Raw genomic sequence first — 21,271 nt, 5'->3', positions numbered from 1 at the left:
TTTCATACCCTACTTTTTTATATTTAAAATAAAAGCTAACTGCTCTTTCCAATCAACTTGTGGCATATCCTGTCTATTGTTCTTACTTTGAAAGAAATCAGATAACTCCAATCCACATCTGTCACAGCATTTTTCTTTTCTTTTGCTTTTGTACTTTTCTCCGAAATATTCCATAATATACTTTCTTCTACATGTTTCAGAATGTAACCAAGCTATCAGTTCTTGTATTTTCTGTTTTTTTACTTTCACTCTTTCTTCACGGAACTTACAATATAATTCTAGAGAATGCCACAATTCTTCCATTGATTTATTTTTTGGCTCAATATATGATTCCAAAACTCGCCACTGTATTTCAGAAAAAAGCATTTGTAACTGATAACTTTCATTTTTCATCCAATCATCAAATGTTCGGTATTTCCTTAAAAGTGCTTTCCATTTATTAATCTGAAGCTCATCTGGCAACTCCGATTCAATTAACTGATAAGCAATCCATTCATCGCCTGGTGTATAAAGAACCATCGACACACTCTGGTTCCCATCCCTTCCTGCTCTTCCAATTTCCTGAAGATAAGATTCTAATTGTGTAGGCATATGAAAGTGGATAATAAAGCGGATGTCTTCCTTATTAATCCCCATTCCAAATGCACTTGTAGCACAAATAACGTCTAGCTGACCAGCTTGAAATTGTTGTTGCACGAGGATTCGGTCTTCCTGTGACATTCCTCCATGATAGGCCATTATTCGTTTCGAAGCTCTTTCTTTTAAGAAAGCAACAGTCTGTTCAGCCAACTTTTTACTAGAGAAATAGACGATTCCCTGCCCATCAAGCGCTTGAATATTTGCAAGAAGCTTCTCCATTTTTTCTTGGGTATGTGCTAATTCTTCAATATTAATAGCAATATTAGGTCGATCAACAGAATAAATAATCTCCTCAACATTTTCTAGATTTAACGACCTCTTAATATCCTTGCGAATTTCTTCTGTAGCTGTCGCTGTCAAAGCTAATGTCAAAGGATTATTCAATTTTTGTCGAATTTTTCCTAATTTTTGATAATCTGGTCGAAAATCATATCCCCATTGTGAAATACAATGTGCTTCATCAATTACAAATAAGCAAATCTTCATTCGTTGAAAAATTTCAAGGATATGAGTCATAGAAATCATTTCTGGGGAAATAAAAATATACTTGTATTGGTTAATTCGTTTAAGTACCCGTTGCTTTTCTCCTGGTGTTAGAAAGGAATTTAAAGCAACTACTCTTTTTTCCCCTTTCATCTTCATTTGTTCTACTTGATCCTGCATTAAAGATAAAAGTGGAGATATTATGATGACGGTACCTTCGAGAAGCATTCCGGCAAACTGATAACATAACGACTTTCCTGTTCCAGTTGGCAGCATCGCCAGCGTATCTCTATGATTAAGAACCGACGCAATCGTTTCTTTCTGTCCTCCACGAAATTGGGTTAATTGAAAGTACTCTTTTAGTTTGTCTTCTAATTTCATCATGAATCACCATACCTTGCCATCACCACACGTATCTCAAAATAAGAGACATCTGGTAATTGTTGCTTTATTACCTTTAATGATTTAGACGATGATTGCTCGATGCTATCTTTAATTCTCGTCATTTTTTCCTCGCTCACCAGACTATGAACTGGAAATGCAGGAACATTTAATAATACTTCAATAATATGGTCTTCAATTGTACTTTGTTTTAAATTTCTTAAATGAACAATTTCCTCTATATTATGGCCTTTTTGAATAAGATCATATGTTTTTGCTGTTGAAGCCGTTAACGTATAATTTTTTTTATTATCTTCAATCATATAACATAATAAGGAATAGTCCTCCTTATTAGAAAGGATTCTTTCTATCATAAAATGAAGAATAGCAAGAAAAGATAACTGATATAAGGAGGGATCCATTTTCATTTCTAATGCAGCTTGATCTGACGTAAGACCTATTTTTTTTAAACCTGTTAATCTGTTAATCAGGATTGCTGGATTTATTTCAATCTCCTCAAGACATTTTACTAAATCTTTATAAAGGTACTTATTAATGTTACTTCTATCTATAGCTATTGAATGGAGAGTCTCTTTCAGCCATAATTGGGTCACAGGATTTCTTTGTACTGGTATATATCGAATACTGTTTCCAGACAAATGGGAAGCAACTTGTATAAATAAAGACAATCTCTGCCAAAAAGGCTCTGTAATGGCATGAAATTTCCAACCATTTAAATAATTTGGAAGTGGATTATCCTTTAACAAATTCTCCAACTCTCCCTTTCTAGTATCATTAATAAAATAATGATTATCTAAAGACTGTACAAGCCATTTTTCCTTATATAATGTTTGAATAACTTCCTCTAATTGCTCTCTTGCTAACATAGGAAAGGACTGATATAAGGAGGTTAACTGAAAGATATGAATATCTTGGATTGTTTGGGATGATTTTTTGCCATTTAATATATGAAGGATGGAGTATATGGTCCTTTCTCCATTCATTTTATATAAACAGTTAAGAATAATTATTTTCAAAAAGGACATACATTCATCTTCCTCTATATTCGACAAATTTTGTTGAAATTTGTTTGTAATATTTCTTTTATTTTAACATGAATTCAATTATTAAGTGAACTTTGATCTCCCAACATATAATATTTTTAGTGAAGCGAGCATTAATCTTTCTAAAAACTGCTTGAATTTTTGACTATTTTAAGAAAAGTTATTCTGACTTTCTACTTTTTCTGTCTCTTTTTTATTGAAAAGTTAAAGATTCAGTCTTACAATAAGATAATAGTAAGGAGTATGCTAGTCATGTATATACTCCGTATGAATAACACTGGAGGTTTTTTTACTCATGGCAAAATATACAATTGTTGATAAAGACACATGTATTGCATGTGGAGCTTGCGGAGCTGCGGCGCCTGATATTTATGATTACGATGACGAAGGTATTGCATTCGTTATGTTAGATGATAATGAAGGAACAGTTGAAGTCCCTGAGGTATTACTTGATGATATGTTAGATGCTTTTGAAGGTTGTCCGACTGATTCTATCAAAGTTGCGGATGAATCTTTTGATGGAGATCCACTAAAATTCGAATAGTTTTCTTTATCATAAACAAAGCAGAAAGGAATTATGTATCCTTTCTGCTTTTTATTTATTAAGCCGTATAAAGTGTAATAGATGATACTCCCTATAGGATTAGCGAAAAAAAGGTGACCTACTAGGCGAAAAGAGGGCACTGAAAAACTGCAATTTAACCATAATTGTTGGTGGCCGACTTTTAAATTTGGGTATTTCATTCTTTTTCAAATAAATCACCCCATATTTAATTGGGAGAAACTATACTTTTCGTGCAGCCTCACGGAAAGCGCAGTGTATTCAAACTGCGAGTAATAGCAACAGACTGTTTTGAAACCTTCTTGATAAAACTTAAAACACGAATGGTTATACGTATATTACCGCATAACCATTCGTGTTTATCGCTAGCTGACATGCTTTTTTCCCTGTCCCTTAAGATTAAACATTTCGTGATGGAATTTGTTTATTAATCCATACACCCATTTTTGAAAATACTAACGTAAATATTATTGAAATAATTATCCCTTTTAATAAATTGAATGGAATAATTGCGGAAATAATTGTTTGTCTTAATATAGTAGTATCATTCGGAATTTTCATTAACGCATTATAGAAAGGTAGCATGATAAAGTAATTAAATAGACTTAATAAAGCAGTCATGATTAAAATACTTAATGTTAAACCGATAGCCATCCCTTTTTTTGACTTAATTTTATTATAAATAAAATAGGTTGGCAGTATAAATGAGATTCCAGCGATAAAATTAGCAAAATGACCAACTGGAATTCCTGTTTCACTTCCTGTTATTAAATAATCCAATATATTTTTTATCAATTCAACTAATATTCCTGCTACAGGTCCTAAAATAAGTGCTGCAACTAAAGCTGGAATATCACTAAAGTCAACTTTTAAGTAGCTTGGAAATGGTGGAATTGGAAATTTAAGCATCATTAACACATAAGCTAAACTACTCATCATCCCAATCAAAACATACTTTCTTACATTCATTTTTTTCTTCATTTTCTTCTCTCCTTCTTTTTAGGATCCATCTACCTAAGAAGAAAGATTCAGCAATTTATTAAGAATACTGCAAATAAAAACCCTCAAGCTAAAGATATACTTGAGGGAGTAGTTTAAAGGTTGCATTCTTAATAAACGTTCTAAAAAGCTATTTTGAACGATTGCAGAACCTCCATCTTCTCCCATCCAGACTTTACTGTCGGTTTTGGAATTTCACCAAATCAACCTACCGAAGTAGGGTCACGGACTTTGAGTGCAAGACTCATCACCGTCGGTCGGGAATTTCACCCTGCCCCGAAGATAGACCAATATTAATTTGTTGTTTTACAATTGTTATTATACATGAAACAAACAATATTTGTGAAGAAGTTTGCTTAGAACTTCATTTATTGTTCACAATTTCACATATAAAAGACTTATTTTCACTCAAAAAGAGTTCACAAAATACTATTATTCTTTAACTTCGGGATAGTATCTTGTGAACGCTTTTTGCCGTTAGCCTTTTTTAATAAAAGGATTCGGTTGATTCCTCTCATGAAAGAAACTAACTCACTTTACCTATTCCTATACATTCTAAGTAAATTCCTCATTTTTATCTTCTATAAGATACTCACTGCTTTTTAGATATATACTTGCCTTCTTATATGGTATCGTTGTATATTCTGAGTCATCTTCTTTCTCCAATTCCAGCTCCATTTTCTGCATGCTTCTCTTTATATACTCTTCTTCCAACTTTTTTTCTTCCTCTAGAAGCAAATTTTTTTTAGGAGAGTGAATGGGTTCTGTTACTACATCCTCTACCTCTTCTTGCACAGCTATTTTTACAGTCTGACCTACTTGTACATTTCCTAATACTAAAATTGGATTTATTGCATTTTCTTTTGTAATGGTCCACTCTTTATTATGTATTTCAAAATGTAAATGTACACCAGAGGAATATCCTGTATTCCCCATTTCACCAATCAATTCCCCTTTTTTTACCAATTGTTTTTCCTTTACATGCAGTTTATTTAGATGAGCATAGACCGTTTCTAAGTCATTTTCATGTTTAACAAAAATAACATTGCCATAGGATTGAGAATAATAGGATTTTGTTACGACCCCTTCATCTACCACATACACTTTGTCTCCAAGATCTCCTGCAATATCTATTCCTTTATGTGTCCCATTTCTTGTATTAAAGGTATCTGTTATTATTCCTTCACTTGGCCAAGTCCATGCTTTTGTGCGGTCAGCGAGGGAAAATGCTTTTGCTTGTGAATGCTTGCCCCCTAAAAACAGTAAACTTATAAATAATAGCATAATAGCGGCTATAAGTATTCGCCTAATATAGTCTCCCATTAGTATCCTCCTTTTCCTTTCGTATCAAAAGACAGTCTTGTATGGAAAATTTGCATGAAGAGGTCCATTTAAAATTCACCTATTGCAATTGACATTTACATAGATTCCTACTCTTCATATACAGATATACAATAAAATCAATTTTTTTACTAAACATGCATTGTATCTGTTTGCTCCTATTAAAATGTATTAGCAATTCTTTCTTTTAACTAACAGTCCCTACTGTTTCTACTCTTTCAACTTATGAGTACATGTTAATTGTTAGAACTATAGAATAGGCAGCTGTAAAATCTTTCCCTTCTGTCACTTATAGTTGTTTAAAAAGGCAACAAAAATTATTTTATTCATTTATTCTTTTTTTATCCTATTTTGTTCCAAGCTTTGATAAAAGGATGAATATATTTTCTCAAAATAGCTTCCTTTATTAATTTCATGGGCACTGAAAAAGTATAGTTTCTCCAAGTTAAATAAGGGTTTATTGATTTGAAAGCGAATATTAAGTTGGTTTGGAGAGGCGATAGCTCGACTCCTATGGGAACTGCGAGAAAGTCCGAGACCCTGCAGGAACGCAGTGACGAAGCGGCTCGGCGCTCGCCCCATGGAAAGCGAGCTGTCGCCTCGGAAAACAAATGAAATACCTAAATTTAAAAGTCGTCCACCAACAATTATCATTAAATTGTAGTTTTTCAGAGACCTCATTAATTTCATGGGGTAGCACCATTTTCATAAAATTAATTTGACCAAAAACATAAAAAAGAAGCGTCCAATAACTACGCTTCTTTTCCCTTTATTCTTTTATATCCACTCTATTTGCAGCAACTGGAACAGCTAATTCTTTCGTTAATTGAAATTCACCAACTGCTTCAACTTTCGTATTCTCAAACTTAACTGTTGAGTATTTAAAGTCCTTTGCAGTTAAAAGGATAGATTCGATTGCATATAACGTCTTCTGATCCTCTTCCATTTTACTTTCATTTGACAAATGGACAATTAACTGCCTTTTCCCTTCGTCCTTTGAAACCTTATCAATATCAATTGTATCAGGGATTGATGCTGTTAATCCATGTGTTTCCATATCATCTTCCATTGCATCAAAAGCATTTTCAATTGTATCATAAGGTTTTTCCCAAGGTACATATAATGGTTTCTCTGTTGATTCATCTTGCAAAAGGAAGTAAGCACGTTTTTCCAGCGGACTATATTCAATAGTCGTTTCTTTTCGATTACCGAGCTCAACTCCTAGTTTTCCGTCTGTATAAAACATCATTTTCTTTGCACCAATTGTCTGCAATTGCTGCTGAATTAGTGTATTAAAAAAGTCCTCAGAATGTGAACCAATGTTCGTCAATTTTTGTTTCGTGTCTACTTCGATGGTATTATTACTTAAATGATAAGTAAACAGCTCTGGACTAATTGGAAAATAGTCACTTAACTGTTTATTAACACCAATCATTTTATCTATATTTTGAACATATAAATCAAACCTAGATAAATGATTCGGATTTTCAACTAAAATGCTAACAGGAACAATCACTTGGATATTTTGATCAGGAATTGGATAGGTTATTACCTCAGAATCACCTACGTCTTCATGATATATAGCAACTTTTGTAAGAGCCGGTGAGGCCATTTTCGTTTGCCGATCCGTAATTTCAGAATTTTGTATTTCATTTTCTTCTACCTTTTCGGACACACTATTTTTCATTAAAGCAGAATTATCAGCAACTTTACTTTCGCTCTCCAATGATTCATTGCTGTCCAAAAAACTTTGACTAATAATAAATAGAATCATCATTGTGCATACTGTCGCCAATATTGGCATGAATACTCTTGTTTTGTGAACAGATTTCTTTCTCATTTGGATAGTATGATAAATAAATTCCGGGCTCCGTTCATCTTTAATAGATGGCAATTGCTTAAGGGTTTGCTTGATTTTTTCATCATTCCACTTTTGTTTCGGCATAAGAATCCTCCTTCCCCCCGTTTTCCTCTAAAAAGGTCCGTAGTGCCTTTAATGCTCTGTGCTGTGTTGTTTTCACTTTACTTTCTGTCCATCCAAGTGTTTTCGCTGTCTCTGATATGGAAAGTTCTTGAATATATCGAAACACAATAACCATTTTCTGGTCTACTGTACAATATTGTAACGCATTGTAAACACTCTTCATTTCTTCCGATTGCATGGTAATTTCTTCTGGAAGAAATCCATCTGCTTTTATTTGCTGTTTGGACCAGTCAAACTTATCAATAATACGCTCTTTCCAATTCTTTTGTTTACGAAAATGGTCGATGGCAACATTTCTAGCAATACTAAATAACCAGGTTTTCTCCGTACTCTTACCCTCAAAGCGATGATAGGAATTTAGAACACGAATATAAACTTCTTGTACTAAATCTTCTGCCGTCTCCTTGTGATTTACCATATAAAATAAAAATTGAAAAACGTCATGATGATACTTAGTATAGATTTCATCAAAAACGGAGTTCATCTTTTCCCCTCCCCCGTTCAATATATTAGTCGTAATTTAGTGTCATTAGTTTCAGTATTTTATAATTAATTCTAGTTTCTTTTACTTATTCCTTATAATGTGCAACTATCATCAGTACTTTTTCTTCATCCCATACTGATAGTTGAAACATTTTGAGCACTCACATACAGTTGATCTCCCGCCTATTTTTCATGAAATTACTTAGCAAGCGTTCCGTCTTACAGAAGTTTAATAGTGGAATAAATATAATAAAAGGGGGTCAAGAAAAGTTTACCCTTACAAGTTATACTTGCATGTAGTAACATTCCTACATACAAAATGGAAAAATAGCTTGTAGGGTCAAAATCCTTCCATGACACCCCCATATGTTCTATTATGTTAAATTGTTTCTCATGAATCAAGAAGAATCGGCACTTTCTCTAATTTTCTTCTTTATTTCGAGGTAAAAAGATAAAAAATGTCGTCCCTCGACCATATTTACTGTAAACAGAAATATCGCCACCATGGGCGTCAATGATATTTTTTACAATAGCTAATCCTAGGCCAGTCCCTGCATTCCCTCTTGTTCTTGCTTTATCTGCTTTATAAAAACGTTCAAAAACATATGGCAAATCTTCCTCAGGAATACCTGCCCCTGTATCCTCCACTTCTATATATACTCCGTAATCATCAGAACGAGCACGTAAAGAAACAGTACCCTCACTCGGCGTATGTCGTAAACTATTATCCATTATATTGGTTAAAACTTGCTCGATACGATCTGGATCCAGCTCATATTCACCGATATCTTCTGAAATAAAAACAGTAAAAACTATTTCCTTCTCTTTCGCAATTGTTTTAAACTTTCTTGCAACGCGGTTTATAAAGCTATTTAAATCAACTTGTTCTTTTCTTAGTTCTAAGTAGCCAGTTTCCATTCGGGCTAAATCTAGAAATTCATTTACTAAGCGCCCCATTCTTAATGACTCATCGTAGATTATCCGTGCCATTTCTCTCTTTTCTTCCTCTGATTCAGCAATATTATCTACAATTGCTTCACTATATCCTTGTAACATACTTATCGGAGTTCTAAGTTCATGAGAAATATTCGCAATAAAATCAATCCGCAACTTATCTAATTTCCGTTCCTCTGTCATATCGCGAATAACCACAATTGCTCCCCTAATATCCTTTTTATTATAAAGGGGACTAACAATCATAACCCAGTTTCTGCCTTGTAAAGTGATTTCATCTATTTGTTCGTTACCAGTATGGACGGCAAGCTGAAATAATTTCTTCAGTTCATTAGGAATTTGCGCATGCATATCACTTAATTCGCCTTTTTCATAATACCAGTGTTGCAAGAATTTTTCTGCTGGTGGATTGGTAAGGAGCAAGCTCCCATTTCGATTAAGTGTTAGTACCCCATCTGCCATTCCACTTAAAATATTATCCAACTGTTCTTTTTCTTGGCTTAAGGCGTTCATATTAAAATGTAATCTTCTTGCCATTTCATTGAACGCAATCGAAAGTTCACCGATTTCATCTTGCGCCATTATAGGTACCTTTGTCGAAAAATTCCCTTGAGATACTTCAAAGGCAGCTTCTCTCATCTTTCTTAAAGGCGCAGTAATTCTTGTTAATAAGAAAAACGCAAATATCGTCGTTAAAATAACGGCAATAACAGCAGCTAATACGATAAATTTAGCTGTTGACTGCTTAGATTCATTCATCGATTGTAAAGACTGATAAATAAAAACAGCCCCATCATTCCCATTAACATGTAGGGGAGAACCTACGATTGCTACCTGCTCAGGTGTATCATCCTTATTCTTCCATCTTGTCATCACAACGGTTGGCTCATTACTTGATGCCACGTTTTTTAATGCTTCATTTTCTTCAATGTAAGAAACGGAGAGTTCCTGTAGACGACTCTCTGGATAATAATAAATTTGGTCAGGAGAAGAAATGATGAATGCTCCAGTCGAATGATCTAAAAGTTCCCCTACAATTTCTAATCCAGTCTGATTATTATGTTCTTTCATTATTTCTGATATTTTAGTTGCTGTATTGGTTAATTCAGTTTCCGTTTGCTCTGTATAATATTGCTCAAAATACTCCAGTAGCATGATTGTAAGAATCGTTAAAACAACGGAAACCAGCAATAAAAAGGTTATCCAAAGCTTAAATACTACGCTTCGCCAAAACTTCATCCATTGTTAACCTCAAACTTATAGCCTACTCCCCAAACAGTAACAATCATGCTAGCTGCCTCTTCCGAAACGCGATTAAGCTTTTCTCTTAATCTTTTAACATGTGTATCCACTGTTCTTAAATCACCAAAAAATTCGTAATGCCATACTTCTTTTAATAGTAATTCTCGATCAAATACCTTATCTGGAGACTTAGCTAGGAAATATAATAGTTCATATTCCTTTGGAGTTAAGCTTACTTCTTTACCGCTAGCTAATACACGATGTGCATCATGATCAATGGTTAATGCTGGAAATATGATGACGTCCTTTGATGAGCTGTCACTTTGTTCAAATGTAGTGGTGGTTGAACGTCTCAAGAGTGCTTTTACTCTTAAAACTACCTCTCTAGGACTAAATGGCTTTACAATATAATCATCTGTACCAACTTCAAATCCTTGAACTCTATTTACTTCTTCCCCTTTAGCAGTAAGCATGATAACAGGAGTAGTTTTTTTCTCTCTTAACTCCTTGCATACCTCCATACCATCTTTTCCAGGCATCATCAGATCGAGTAAGATAACATCATAATCAGTGTTTAATGCCTTAGAAAGAGCGCTCACTCCATCTTCCGCTTCCTCTACAGTAAACTCTTCTCTTTCTAAGTACATTTTTAAAAGACGTCTAATTCTTTCTTCGTCATCTACCACTAGGATTTTAATTTCCTTCTCCATCGTTCATACCTCCTAACAAAATACACGAAACGATATATTGTCCTATTATGTTTCGTATGTTACATGTATAAATAAATGCAATGTATGTTATGGACTATTATTTATACTGCAGTTTTCCAATTAAATAGTAAATTATTTAGATGATTTCTCTTATTTGTCACATTTATTATAGCATTATTATCATGCAGATATTGTTATCATCCCATTGTCATATGTGACACTTTTATGAACTTTTGTTGATTTACCTATTTATAACAGAACAAATGAGAAAGCTTTTTCTGATATTCAGTGAATAAATAGAAGCAGCAGAGGAAAGTCATTGTATTAAATAAACTCTCTCCAGCTGAAATCATATATATAGTATAATTACCCCTTCTTTTTCTGTGCTTCTGCTCTCAATAACTTCACTTCATGTGCAGTAAGTTCCCGAGCATCTCCAGGTTGTAAACCATTTAAATTTAAGAAAGAATATCTTTCTCTTTTTAATTTCATAACAGGTGTTCCAATCGCCTCAAACATTCTTCTTACTTGACGATTTCTTCCCTCATGGATTTTCAACTCAACGATACTTGTTCCTTTTTTCTTATCGACAGACAGGATTTTTGCTCTTGCTGGAGCAGTTTTTCCATCCTCTAGCATAATGCCTCTTTCCAATTGCTTTACTTTTTCCCGCGCTGGTATTCCCTTCACTTTAGCAACATAGACTTTTTCAATTTCACCCTTTGGATGCATCATTAAATTAGCAAATTCTCCATCGTTCGTTAACAAAATAATGCCAGATGTATCATAGTCTAGGCGTCCAATTGGATAAATTCTTGCTTCTATTTCAGTGAAATAATCTGTGACGACTTTTCTCCCTTTATCATCATTAACACTAGAGATTACTCCTCTTGGTTTATATAGTATGAAATAAACAGGTTCTTCTCTTTCTACAGGGATGCCACTTACTTCAATTTTATCGTTAGAACCGACTTTTACGCCTAACTCTTTAACTGTTTTTCCATTAACCCTTACTTTTCCTTCAAGGATTAATTCCTCTGCTTTTCTTCTTGATGCAATTCCTGCATGTGCAATTACTTTTTGTAGTCTTTCCAACTCTATCACCTCATCCAATTTCTCAACAGTAAAAAATGATTGATCGTTTTTATAAAGTATTTCTAAATGTTTATCCTATTTTTATAGTGTCAATTTATTAGAAAATAGACTAATTCAAAACGCTTGATCGTTCTTTTTTTGCCATTCCTATGAATTATGACATAAATTGATGAAATTTCAAAGAAATCTTTGAAATTAGGGGGTGCTACTCATTAAATACTACCAAAATTAAAAACCATTTTTAGAACTCACTTAGAGAGAATCTGGTAAACTAAAAAACAAAAAAAATGCCTTAAGACAAAGTTCCTAAACAAAAACTTCACCTAAGACATTTTGTTGTTATTTTCCAAACATTAAAGTTACCACAACAATAGCAGCGATAAATCCAACAAGATCTGCTAGTAATCCGACTTTTAGGGCGTCCCCCATCTTCTTTATCCCTACAGCACCGAAATAAACGGTTAATACATAGAGGGTTGTATCTGTGCTTCCTTGTATGACAGAAGCAAGCCTTCCAATAAATGAATCAGGTCCATAGGTAGAAATTAAATCGCTTGTCATTCCTAATGCCGCATTTCCTGAAATCGGTCTAATAATGGCAAGTGGTGCTACTTCAGATGGAACCCCGATAAAGTCTAATACCGGCTTGAGAAAGCTCATAAAATACTCTAATGCCCCAGATGCACGAAAAATAGAGATTGAAACGAGCATTCCTACTAAATATGGAATAATGGAGAAAGCAATCTGAATTCCTTCTTTTCCACCTTCTACAAAGCTTTCATAAGTTGGAACTTTTTTAAATGTCCCATACAGTAAAATAAACCCAATGAGGGAAGGAATCATCCACAATGAGATTAAAGAAATTATTTCCATCACTCATCACCCTTTCCGCATTCTCTTATGGTAAAAATAGCGGTCAATCAAAATCCCACCAATACAAGAGAAAATGGTTGCGATAATGGTTGGTCCTACTATATCTGTTGGAGACGCAGAATGATAGTTCATTCTAATTGCAATAACCGTTGTCGGAATTAAAGTTATACATGATGTGTTTAGGGCAAGAAAGGTAATCATACTGTTACTGGCTGTATTCTTGCCACCATTTAATCTTTTCAACTCTTCCATTGCTTTAATTCCTAATGGTGTTGCCGCATTCCCTAATCCAAATATATTTGCAATCATATTCGATAATATATACCCCATTGCAGGGTGATTCTTTGGAACCTCTGGAAATAGCTTTGCTACAATTGGCCTAAATAGGTTTGTAAGTTTTCGGAGCAAGCCTGCCTGCTCCGCTATTTTCATCATTCCAAGCCAGAAAACAAGTACACTAATCAGGCCAATACATATTGTCACTGCTTCTTTTGCCCCAGAAAAAATTGCTTTATTAACCTCATCCATTGTCCCATTAATAGCTGCAAAAACAATGCCAATTATAGCAAGGGCAGCCCAAATATAATTAACCATCCTTGCCAACCCCAGTCATTGCCATAAACATATTCTTGAAATAATCTAAAAAGCTTTTGGTTTCTTTGTTCTTATCATGTTTAAAATGAATAGGGACACTATCAACAAGCTTATCATCTAAATATATTTTTGCTTCACCAACTATTTCAGGTACATCCTCCTGATTTCTTTGCCAGTCTTCCTTTAGTTTTGTTAGTTTATACTCTACCTTAAATAAATCTTCCTCTTTCTTTGTCACAGGGAATTCAACAGCTGATTTTAAATAAATTTTATTTTTATAGAACTTATCTTTAACTGCTTTTATTTCCCCTTCCTCTAATACCTGTACCATTTTATATTGCTTAAAAGCCGTTTCAAACAGATTGATATGATCGTCCCAGTCATCAGGATCATTTAAAGTGACAGCAATATATGACACTCCATCCTTTTCAGCCGTACTAACTAACGTTCTTTTTGCTCTCTTTGTATAACCAGTTTTTCCTCCAGTTGAATATTCATAAAGACTTGTTAATAGTTTATTTTTATTTTTCCAGACACGATCCCATTTATCATTGGAGCTTTCAGAACGATAGCTTTCTGTTCCAGCAATTTTTTTATATGTATCATTGTTCATTGCATAGCGGGTAAGTAATGCCATATCATATGCTGAAGAATAGTGGTCTTCATGATCATCAAGTCCATGAGGGTTAGCAAAATGCGTGTTTTTCATTCCGATTTCTTCTGCCTTTTGGTTCATTAAATAGACAAATCCATCTAAACTTCCACCAACAGTTTCCGCAATTGCAACTGCAGCATCATTTCCTGAACGAAGCATTAAGCCATATACTAAATCCTCTAATTTAATTTTTTCCCCTTCTTGTAGATAGATAGACGATCCTTCTGTTTTTATGGCCGTACTACTGACAGTCACAGTCTTATCCAATTTTCCAGACTCAATTGCAAGAATGGCTGTCATTATTTTTGTTATACTGGCAATTCTTCTTTGCGTATATGCATCCTTTTCAAAAATAACTCGTCCAGAATCTTGTTCCATTAAAATAGCACTTTGAGCGCTCACGTACATTTGTGCACTGCTTTTTTGTGGAATAGCAAGGAACAGAATGGAGGTAATGATAGTAAAAATAATAATTTTACGTGATTTCATTTAACACAACCTCGTCTCCTTTTATGATTTGTACAAGTTTATGAAAAGAAAGACAGGCATATGACTATAATTCATGCTTTACTAGGAAATAAAAAATATGCAGCCCAGTATACTGCGCTACATACCAAAGATAGCTTTATATTTTTTTACATCTTTTTGCAAATTTACTAGGCTTTCCAGTTAATAAGGTCTCCACTTTAATTCACTTGCTTTTAAAAATCTGTTTTCAACATCTTTCCAATTAACGATATTCCACCAATTTTCTACATACTTTCCTCTATTATTTTTATACTGTAAATAGTAAGCGTGTTCCCAAACATCTATTACTAATAATGGAATGGTATCCCATTGTGTTAAAAGCATATGACGCTCAGATTGAAGAACTTCTAAATGCCTTGCTCTTGGAGACCATACTAAAAGCGCCCAGCCAACACCCTCTACCGCTTTCGCTGCTTCTGTAAAGTGCAGCTTAAATGCTTTGTAACTACCGAAATAATCCTTTATCTCTTCCAATAACGCCCCTTTTGGCTCCCCACCGCCATTGGGACTCATATTACTCCAAAAAATCGTATGGAGATAATGTCCTGAACCATGAAAAGCAAGCTCTCTAGACCAATGTTTCACAAGTGTAAAATCATTATCCTTTCTTGCTTCTTTCAACTTTTCCTCTGCCTTGTTTAGCCCATCCACATAGGATTGATGATGTTTCTGATGATGCAACTCCATTATTTCTTTTGAAATATAAGGCTCTAGTGCATCATAAGCATAAGGTAGTCTTGGCAATTGATGTTTCCCAACGGCTATGTTTGGCTCCTTCATAAATATTGTTCCAAGCTGTTGTCTTTGTGCAAAATAGCTTTCCATCTGATCATGGAGCTCCTCTGCCTCGTGTTGTATTTTAATTAATTCTTCTGTTTCAATGGGTCTTCTTTGAACCCCTTCCATTAAATACGAAAACTTATCAAGCCTTTTCCATATACTTTCTTCCTTTTGTACTTCTTCTGCCTCTAATAAGCTTTTTAATTGCTGGTTCCAAATCAACACATTTCTTACATATTCATTATAACTACTCATCTATATGTCAACTCCATTCCTTCGAAAATCGTTCTTATAAAAGGTATGACAATAAAGGTGGCATCATGTCTTTAAAATGCAGTCAGCGCATATCTTCTAGGACAGTAATTCTATTAAAAAACATAATACACGCTTTCTGCGGGTGATAACCAAAAGCGTCTATTCGAAAAAATAAAAAACCCAAACAATTATACGAAATTTTTGTTAACATCTCGTATAATTGTTTGGGTTTATATTTGGTCGGAATACTTAAGTACCAGCGTTTTTTAATCTTCTATTTGCTGAAAAGATTCAAAAAACAAATCTGCTTCTTCTTGATTAAACTCTTCTTCTTTTTCTGTTAATGGAGGAAGTTCTCCTAAATTCTTCAAGCCAAAATGATCTAAAAATTCCTTTGTTGTTCCATAAAGGATTGCTCTTCCTGCCCCATCTGCCCTACCAACTTCTTTAATTAGCGCTTTAGCAGCCAGTGTATGAAGTGGTCTTTCTGTTTTAACCCCTCGTATATCCTCAATTTCCGCCCTTGTAATTGGCTGTTTATAGGCTACGATTGCTAACGTTTCTAATGCAGCCTGCGATAAAGTGGAAGCATGGGGAGATTCCACTAACTTCTTTAAATAATCCGAATGCTCCTTCTTTGTGGCGAATTGATAAGTACCAGCTATTTCAATAATGGAAATTCCTCTGGATTTATCTTTACGATAATTTTTAATTAACTCATCTACTAATTGTTCGACCTCTAATTGCTCCAAATCTAGGACATGCATTAATTGCTTGATCGTTAATCCTTCATCTCCGGCAGCAAATAAAAGACTCTCAACAATCGCTTTCCAGTCATTCACTTTCAACCTTTTATTCAACTTCCTTTCCCATTACAAAAATATCTGCGAAGTTTCCTTCTTGTTCCACAAATATTTGTCTTCGCTTTAAAAGTTCTAGTATAGCCAAAAAAGTCACTACAATATGTGATTTTGTCGCAACTGGAAAAAGTTCATCAAAAGATGTTCTCCCTTTTCTATTACGTAAGAAACCAACAATTTCATCCATTCGACTTTCAATCGGTATTTCTTGCCTCGTGATTTTTGTTGCAAGTGGCGCCTGCAACTTTTTTCGTTTAAGCAATTTTTGAAAGGCAGCTAGCATATCATATAAAGAAACATCTAATTCTTGCTTTGCCATTTCCTCGGTCTTTAAGCTGAAATCTGATAAATCACTCGGAGGTTTTGTAAATATAAGCCCTCTTTCTAATTCCATCTCTTTTAAATCGTCGGCTGCCTCTTTAAATTTCCGATATTCTACTAACCTTTCAATTAAGTCTTCTCGTGAATCCTCTTCCGGTTCATAGATCATATCGTCATCAAGTAAATCTTCCTCGTGCTTTGGCAAGAGCATTTTGCTTTTAATTGCTAGAAGCGTTGCTGCCATCACCAAGAATTCACTTGCTACATCTAATTGTAAAACCTGCATAGCATGAACATAATCTAAATATTGTTCGGTAATTTCTGCTACGTTAATATCATAAATATCAATTTCCAATTTATTGATTAAATGAAGAAGCAAATCTAGCGGTCCTTCAAAACTATCAATTTTCACATTATACTGCATCATTCTCACCAAAATCCTAATAGAATACCCTTAACTTAATAATGATAGTATTAGTATAGAGGAAACACAATAGTTATCCAACAGAAAAATCATCCAATTCACTATTTTATAGCTTATCATTACATTTTTTTTCATTTATCGATATAATAACAACCAGAAAGATAGCATTTTCTAAGCTTAGTTATTAATATAATGAAAGTTATGTACAAAGTTGGCTTTTATCTTTAAGCCCAGCTAATAATAAAGGAGACGATTATGTATCCAAAAGAATATCTGCAATTTCTTGTTCATTTTCATGGGGATCAAGATTTTTTTGAGTGTCATGAAATATTAGAAGAATACTGGAAAAAGGTCGATTGTCGGAATAAGGAATCCATTTGGGTAGGATTCATCCTCATGGCCGTCTCTGCCTATCATCATCGAAGGGAAAATTTCAAAGGGGCACATAAAACAATCATGAAAAGCAGGAAGCTTTTAGAAAAACACAAAGAAGGCTTACATGCGTTAGGACTTGATGGGGAAGGCTTACTCTATTTATTAAGGCAACAAGAAAAAAATATCGCGCAAACCCTTTTATTTCGTCCTTATCCGTTACCTATTTCTGATTCCCACCTAGAAAAACAATGTAGAAAGTTGGCACACTCCATGGAAATCAGCTGGAATAACCAAAAAGATATCCCCATAGAAATTATACATCGCCATTTAAAACGTGATAGAAGCCTCGTTATCCAGGAGCGCGAAGAGGCTATTCAGAAGCGTCAAAGAGAATAGGCACTATTTTTAGCCAATTAAAAAGAGACTATTTCAGACAGGAAAAACGTTAGATGTTTTTTCCACAACTGAAACAGTCTCTTCTACTATTTATCTACTTGAACACCATCGCTACACTTAGATAAAAAATTCACAATTAATTCATTTGATTTCATTGTACGATTAGGATAAAGCCCTTTAACAGCCTGTACCATGGATTTCCCAACACCTTGGTGTCTATGAGATGGATTTACAGATATATGATGAATCGTAATAGAAGCTTCGTCTTCAAAAATAACACCGATTAAACCAATAATATCTTCTTCATCTTTCCACAGAAATAATTGCCAGTTTTCATCCGTCTCATATTGTTTAATTGTTTGTTGTAATACTTTTAAATCTTTTTCTGTAGGCATAAAAGATAATAATCCCATTGCAATCTTTTCAAATGCCTTTTTATATCGAATAATCATTAATATCCCTCATTATTTTTAAAACATAGTCATTAACAGTTTTCCCATCAAGAATAAGATTCAATCAATCTTTCCTGATCTAAAATCAAAAAAATATTCATCTGCACCGAAGTTGCCACGAATTTATTATCATCTTCTTCCCTCTTTTGCAAGAATTATCTAGGACCGGCCAAAAAAAATTATATATGTTATTGGTTCTATCATACATAAATTAGTGATATTCTTCAATGAAAATCTTATAAGCATTAGGATTCATTACCACATATGCCCAATTACCTAATTTCTTTTAACATTCTTTCTAATTCTTACACCAATAAGCTTCCTTTTTAACAAGTAATGTAAACGTAAAAACTCGATGTTAAAACTCTAGTTAATACTATATAAAATATGCACGCATCTACAAAAAAGCTACAAAAAACTTTATTTTTTCAAGCATTATGGAGAATAATAAAGGGAAAGAAAAAACAATATGACTATAAATAGGAAACTTATTACTATTTATATACGTCTATTAGATATAGTCACTTGATATTAAGTAACTATATGCTATTTCTAAGAGATGGGCATATAGTCTACTTAAAACTAGTACATCAGAAGGAAATACAGGAGGGAATTAAATGAAAAAAAATAAAATACTACTATTGATACTTGCATTCTTACTAGTGTTACCAATACCAGCTTACGCAGATGTTGCAGTAGGCGATATGATTGTTACACTAGGTGAGAATTTAACAACAGAGCAGAAGCAGCTTTTATTAACCGAAATGAATGCTCCTGAAGATGCCGAAATCATAACAGTTTCCAATCAAGAAGAACATCAATATTTAGGAAATTATATCTCAAAATCGTTAATTGGTACTAGAGCGATTTCCTCTTCTGCGATTACAATTGGGGACAAAGATACTGGTATTCAAGTAACAACGAAAAATATAAACTGGGTTACTGATGAGATGTATATTAATGCATTAATAACTGCAGGTGTAAAAGATGCAAAAATTTATATTACCGCTCCTATTGAGGTTTCAGGTACTGCTGCCTTAACAGGTATTATTAAAGCATATGAAGTGTCAACCGATACCGTAATCCCCGAAGACGTAAAACAGGCAGCAAATGAAGAAATGGTAGAAACAGCTAATTTAGGAGAAGATATTGGACAAGAAGAAGCTACTGCTCTAATGGCAAAAATTAAAGAACAGATAGCGGAGGAAAAACCACAAACGGTTGAAGAGGTACAAACAATCATACAAGATTCTGCGAAAGAATTAAATATCACTTTAACAGATGAGCAGTTACAGAGCCTTATTTCTTTCTTTAATAAACTAAAAGAGCTTAACATAGACTGGAATCAAGTAGGAAATCAACTAAGTGAAGCGAAAGATAAACTCACTGGATATTTAGAAAGCGAAGAAGGAAAAAGCTTCTTATCAAAGATTAAAGAAGTCTTTGCAAGCATAGTGGATGCAATTAAGTCTTTCTTTTCTTAATGAGCCACAAAAAATCCGGACAACCATACGAAATTTCTGTATAGTTGTCCGGATCTTTTATTTGCTTGATAAAAGGCTGCTTCGGTATTGTTCCATTACACACCGGTAGCCAATGGAGCGACTTCATTTTTCTGCCTGACTATTTTAAAAAACTTAGATAACCGAGTTAATTTCATAATTCAATCTTTTAAAGAAACACAGACTTACAGAATTTTATCTCCTATAAAATTTTTAAGCTGCTTGTTGCTTACTTAACTTACGGTTAATTCTATCTGCTCCTAACTTGGAAGCATTGTAAACAAGCGTTACGAGATCAAAATGGACTTTCGCTCTTTTCCCAGTACGATAACGAACATTGTTGAGCTGGAAATAACCTTTAAGATAGGCATTTATTCGCTCAACCGCTGTACGTTGTTTAAAGATGGTTTTCCAAGTTTTTGATCCACGGGCTGGTGCGGTATATCTTCTAAGATCGGTTGTGATTTTTACTTTGTATACTTTCTGGCAAAGACCATCATTCGCTAACGGACAGTCTTTACACTCTTTTGGACGTATATATTTTAATGTTTCATACTTATGATCAAAGCTATCGTAACGGTAAGAATGCTCTCGAACACATGTAGGGGCGAAGTGCTTATCAAATCCAATAGGTTCGGGTTCATTCCGCTTATTATAAGCAATCACAGATTGATGGCCCATTCGATAAATTTGGGTATAAATCGCCTCAAAATCATAGCCTGCATCCATTGTTTGATAACGTAATGAAGGAAACAAAACGTGTTCGTGAAGTCCTTTTAATAAAGGAATCGCAGCTTTTCCATCATTTAAATTAGCGGAGGATAGAAGAGATTGAAAGATATACTGGCTCTTTGTCCCTACAGCTAAATGAGCTTTGTAGCCATACCAAAAAACATTTTTTCCTTGGCTGTTTTTCTTGATTCCCCACTGAGGATCTTGAGGAATTTTAGCTCGAAGTTCATCCAGAGGAATATCTAGTTGTTCTTCTATTTTCTTGTCATAAAGTGGAAGATTAGCTTCTTGTTCCGCTTTTTCCATAAGCCATTGTTCACGCTCTTCTTTTGATTTACGTCCACGTTTTTTCGGTTCTTGTTTCAGCTGTTCTTCCTTTGGAGGTGCTGCATCTTTGGCTAGAACATGAGTGGCATCAATGGCAACCGTGTCATCCTCGACAAAGCCTTCTGAAATGGCTTGATGGAGCAGTGTTCCTTGCACATTTTCAAGAACATCGGATTCACAAAGAATAGTAATCATTCTAGAATAAGCTGCTTCTGAAGGGATAGAGTCGGAAACTAAAAACCCACAGTCGAGGCGGAAGA

20 protein-coding genes and 1 riboswitch are annotated in these 21,271 nt (G+C 34.2%); of the genes, 3 read left to right on the top strand and 17 right to left on the bottom strand.

The annotated features are described in order from the left end of the window. Positions 1-9 precede the first annotated feature (9 nt). Positions 10-1,506 carry a RecQ family ATP-dependent DNA helicase gene (locus ACTQ5K_RS08210; RefSeq protein WP_231512550.1) on the bottom strand — a complete coding sequence of 499 codons (1,497 nt, stop codon included), beginning with the start codon at positions 1,504-1,506 and terminating at the stop codon, positions 10-12. After that, positions 1,503-2,549: a helix-turn-helix domain-containing protein gene (locus tag ACTQ5K_RS08205; protein WP_441993818.1), complete on the bottom strand. Its 1,047-nt coding sequence runs from the start codon at positions 2,547-2,549 to the stop codon at positions 1,503-1,505. Before ACTQ5K_RS08205 ends, ACTQ5K_RS08210 begins: the two co-directional genes overlap by 4 nt. 313 nt (positions 2,550-2,862) lie before the next feature. Between ACTQ5K_RS08205 and ACTQ5K_RS08200 the strand changes: the two genes are divergently transcribed. Continuing rightward, positions 2,863-3,111: a ferredoxin gene (locus ACTQ5K_RS08200; protein ID WP_031537368.1), complete on the top strand. Its 249-nt coding sequence runs from the start codon at positions 2,863-2,865 to the stop codon at positions 3,109-3,111. 417 nt (positions 3,112-3,528) lie between these two features. Here ACTQ5K_RS08200 and ACTQ5K_RS08195 read toward each other — a convergent pair whose 3' ends face one another. The 13 genes from ACTQ5K_RS08195 to ACTQ5K_RS08135 all read right to left on the bottom strand — a co-directional run bounded on the left by ACTQ5K_RS08195 (position 3,529) and on the right by ACTQ5K_RS08135 (position 17,227). Continuing rightward, entirely contained in the window at positions 3,529-4,110 is a 582-nt protein-coding gene (locus ACTQ5K_RS08195; protein WP_031537367.1) for an ECF transporter S component, read from the bottom strand. A 170-nt stretch (positions 4,111-4,280) separates the two neighbouring features. Then, positions 4,281-4,416: riboswitch (FMN riboswitch) on the bottom strand. A 267-nt stretch (positions 4,417-4,683) separates the two neighbouring features. Then, positions 4,684-5,451, bottom strand: coding sequence for a M23 family metallopeptidase (locus ACTQ5K_RS08190; protein WP_251628013.1), 768 nt, complete (start codon positions 5,449-5,451; stop codon positions 4,684-4,686). A 787-nt stretch (positions 5,452-6,238) separates the two neighbouring features. Further along, on the bottom strand, positions 6,239-7,414 hold the full coding sequence (locus ACTQ5K_RS08185) for a GerMN domain-containing protein (RefSeq protein WP_031537365.1): 1,176 nt from the start codon (positions 7,412-7,414) through the stop codon (positions 6,239-6,241). After that, a complete protein-coding gene (gene sigX / locus ACTQ5K_RS08180; protein ID WP_268817824.1) occupies positions 7,392-7,958 on the bottom strand; it encodes an RNA polymerase sigma factor SigX in 567 nt (188 codons plus the stop codon). The genes ACTQ5K_RS08185 and sigX overlap by 23 nt, the downstream gene beginning before the upstream one ends. A gap of 398 nt (positions 7,959-8,356) precedes the next feature. Beyond that, positions 8,357-10,129, bottom strand: coding sequence for an ATP-binding protein (locus ACTQ5K_RS08175; protein ID WP_251628014.1), 1,773 nt, complete (start codon positions 10,127-10,129; stop codon positions 8,357-8,359). Beyond that, positions 10,126-10,842 (bottom strand): response regulator transcription factor, encoded by a 717-nt coding sequence (locus tag ACTQ5K_RS08170; protein WP_235249831.1) that lies wholly within the window; start codon positions 10,840-10,842, stop codon positions 10,126-10,128. The genes ACTQ5K_RS08175 and ACTQ5K_RS08170 overlap by 4 nt, the downstream gene beginning before the upstream one ends. A gap of 366 nt (positions 10,843-11,208) precedes the next feature. After that, positions 11,209-11,937: a 23S rRNA pseudouridine(2605) synthase RluB gene (gene rluB, locus ACTQ5K_RS08165; RefSeq protein ID WP_235249822.1), complete on the bottom strand. Its 729-nt coding sequence runs from the start codon at positions 11,935-11,937 to the stop codon at positions 11,209-11,211. A 339-nt stretch (positions 11,938-12,276) separates the two neighbouring features. After that, positions 12,277-12,810: a spore maturation protein gene (locus ACTQ5K_RS08160; RefSeq protein WP_031537357.1), complete on the bottom strand. Its 534-nt coding sequence runs from the start codon at positions 12,808-12,810 to the stop codon at positions 12,277-12,279. A gap of 6 nt (positions 12,811-12,816) precedes the next feature. Then, positions 12,817-13,404, bottom strand: coding sequence for a nucleoside recognition domain-containing protein (locus ACTQ5K_RS08155; protein WP_031537356.1), 588 nt, complete (start codon positions 13,402-13,404; stop codon positions 12,817-12,819). Further along, positions 13,397-14,548, bottom strand: coding sequence for a D-alanyl-D-alanine carboxypeptidase family protein (locus ACTQ5K_RS08150; RefSeq protein ID WP_251628016.1), 1,152 nt, complete (start codon positions 14,546-14,548; stop codon positions 13,397-13,399). Before ACTQ5K_RS08150 ends, ACTQ5K_RS08155 begins: the two co-directional genes overlap by 8 nt. 180 nt (positions 14,549-14,728) lie before the next feature. Continuing rightward, positions 14,729-15,622: a superoxide dismutase gene (locus ACTQ5K_RS08145; RefSeq protein WP_031537354.1), complete on the bottom strand. Its 894-nt coding sequence runs from the start codon at positions 15,620-15,622 to the stop codon at positions 14,729-14,731. A 266-nt stretch (positions 15,623-15,888) separates the two neighbouring features. Beyond that, complete coding sequence (gene scpB, locus ACTQ5K_RS08140) at positions 15,889-16,470, bottom strand: SMC-Scp complex subunit ScpB (RefSeq protein ID WP_251628030.1); 582 nt, start codon at positions 16,468-16,470, stop codon at positions 15,889-15,891. A gap of 4 nt (positions 16,471-16,474) precedes the next feature. Next, on the bottom strand, positions 16,475-17,227 hold the full coding sequence (locus ACTQ5K_RS08135; protein ID WP_031537351.1) for a segregation/condensation protein A: 753 nt from the start codon (positions 17,225-17,227) through the stop codon (positions 16,475-16,477). A gap of 255 nt (positions 17,228-17,482) precedes the next feature. Here ACTQ5K_RS08135 and ACTQ5K_RS08130 point away from each other — a divergent pair, with 255 nt between their 5' ends. Then, positions 17,483-17,998 carry a DUF309 domain-containing protein gene (locus ACTQ5K_RS08130; RefSeq protein WP_235249793.1) on the top strand — a complete coding sequence of 172 codons (516 nt, stop codon included), beginning with the start codon at positions 17,483-17,485 and terminating at the stop codon, positions 17,996-17,998. Positions 17,999-18,084: 86 nt separating this feature from the next. On the opposite strand, the gene ACTQ5K_RS08125 is transcribed toward ACTQ5K_RS08130, so the two are convergent. Next, positions 18,085-18,450 (bottom strand): GNAT family N-acetyltransferase, encoded by a 366-nt coding sequence (locus ACTQ5K_RS08125; protein ID WP_031537349.1) that lies wholly within the window; start codon positions 18,448-18,450, stop codon positions 18,085-18,087. A gap of 617 nt (positions 18,451-19,067) precedes the next feature. Here ACTQ5K_RS08125 and ACTQ5K_RS08120 point away from each other — a divergent pair. Beyond that, the gene (locus ACTQ5K_RS08120; RefSeq protein WP_235249782.1) at positions 19,068-19,934 is read left to right on the top strand and encodes a DUF1002 domain-containing protein; all 867 of its coding nucleotides are present in this window, start codon (positions 19,068-19,070) and stop codon (positions 19,932-19,934) included. A gap of 231 nt (positions 19,935-20,165) precedes the next feature. On the opposite strand, the gene ACTQ5K_RS08115 is transcribed toward ACTQ5K_RS08120, so the two are convergent. After that, a partial coding sequence (locus tag ACTQ5K_RS08115; RefSeq protein ID WP_441993817.1) for a transposase occupies positions 20,166-21,271 on the bottom strand: 1,106 nt, incomplete at its 5' end.

Origin of the sequence: Niallia sp. Sow4_A1 (assembly GCF_052116745.1) — a bacterium.
Taxonomy (GTDB): domain Bacteria; phylum Bacillota; class Bacilli; order Bacillales; family Cytobacillaceae; genus Niallia; species Niallia hominis.
This window is presented reverse-complemented; position numbering and strand designations above follow the sequence as displayed.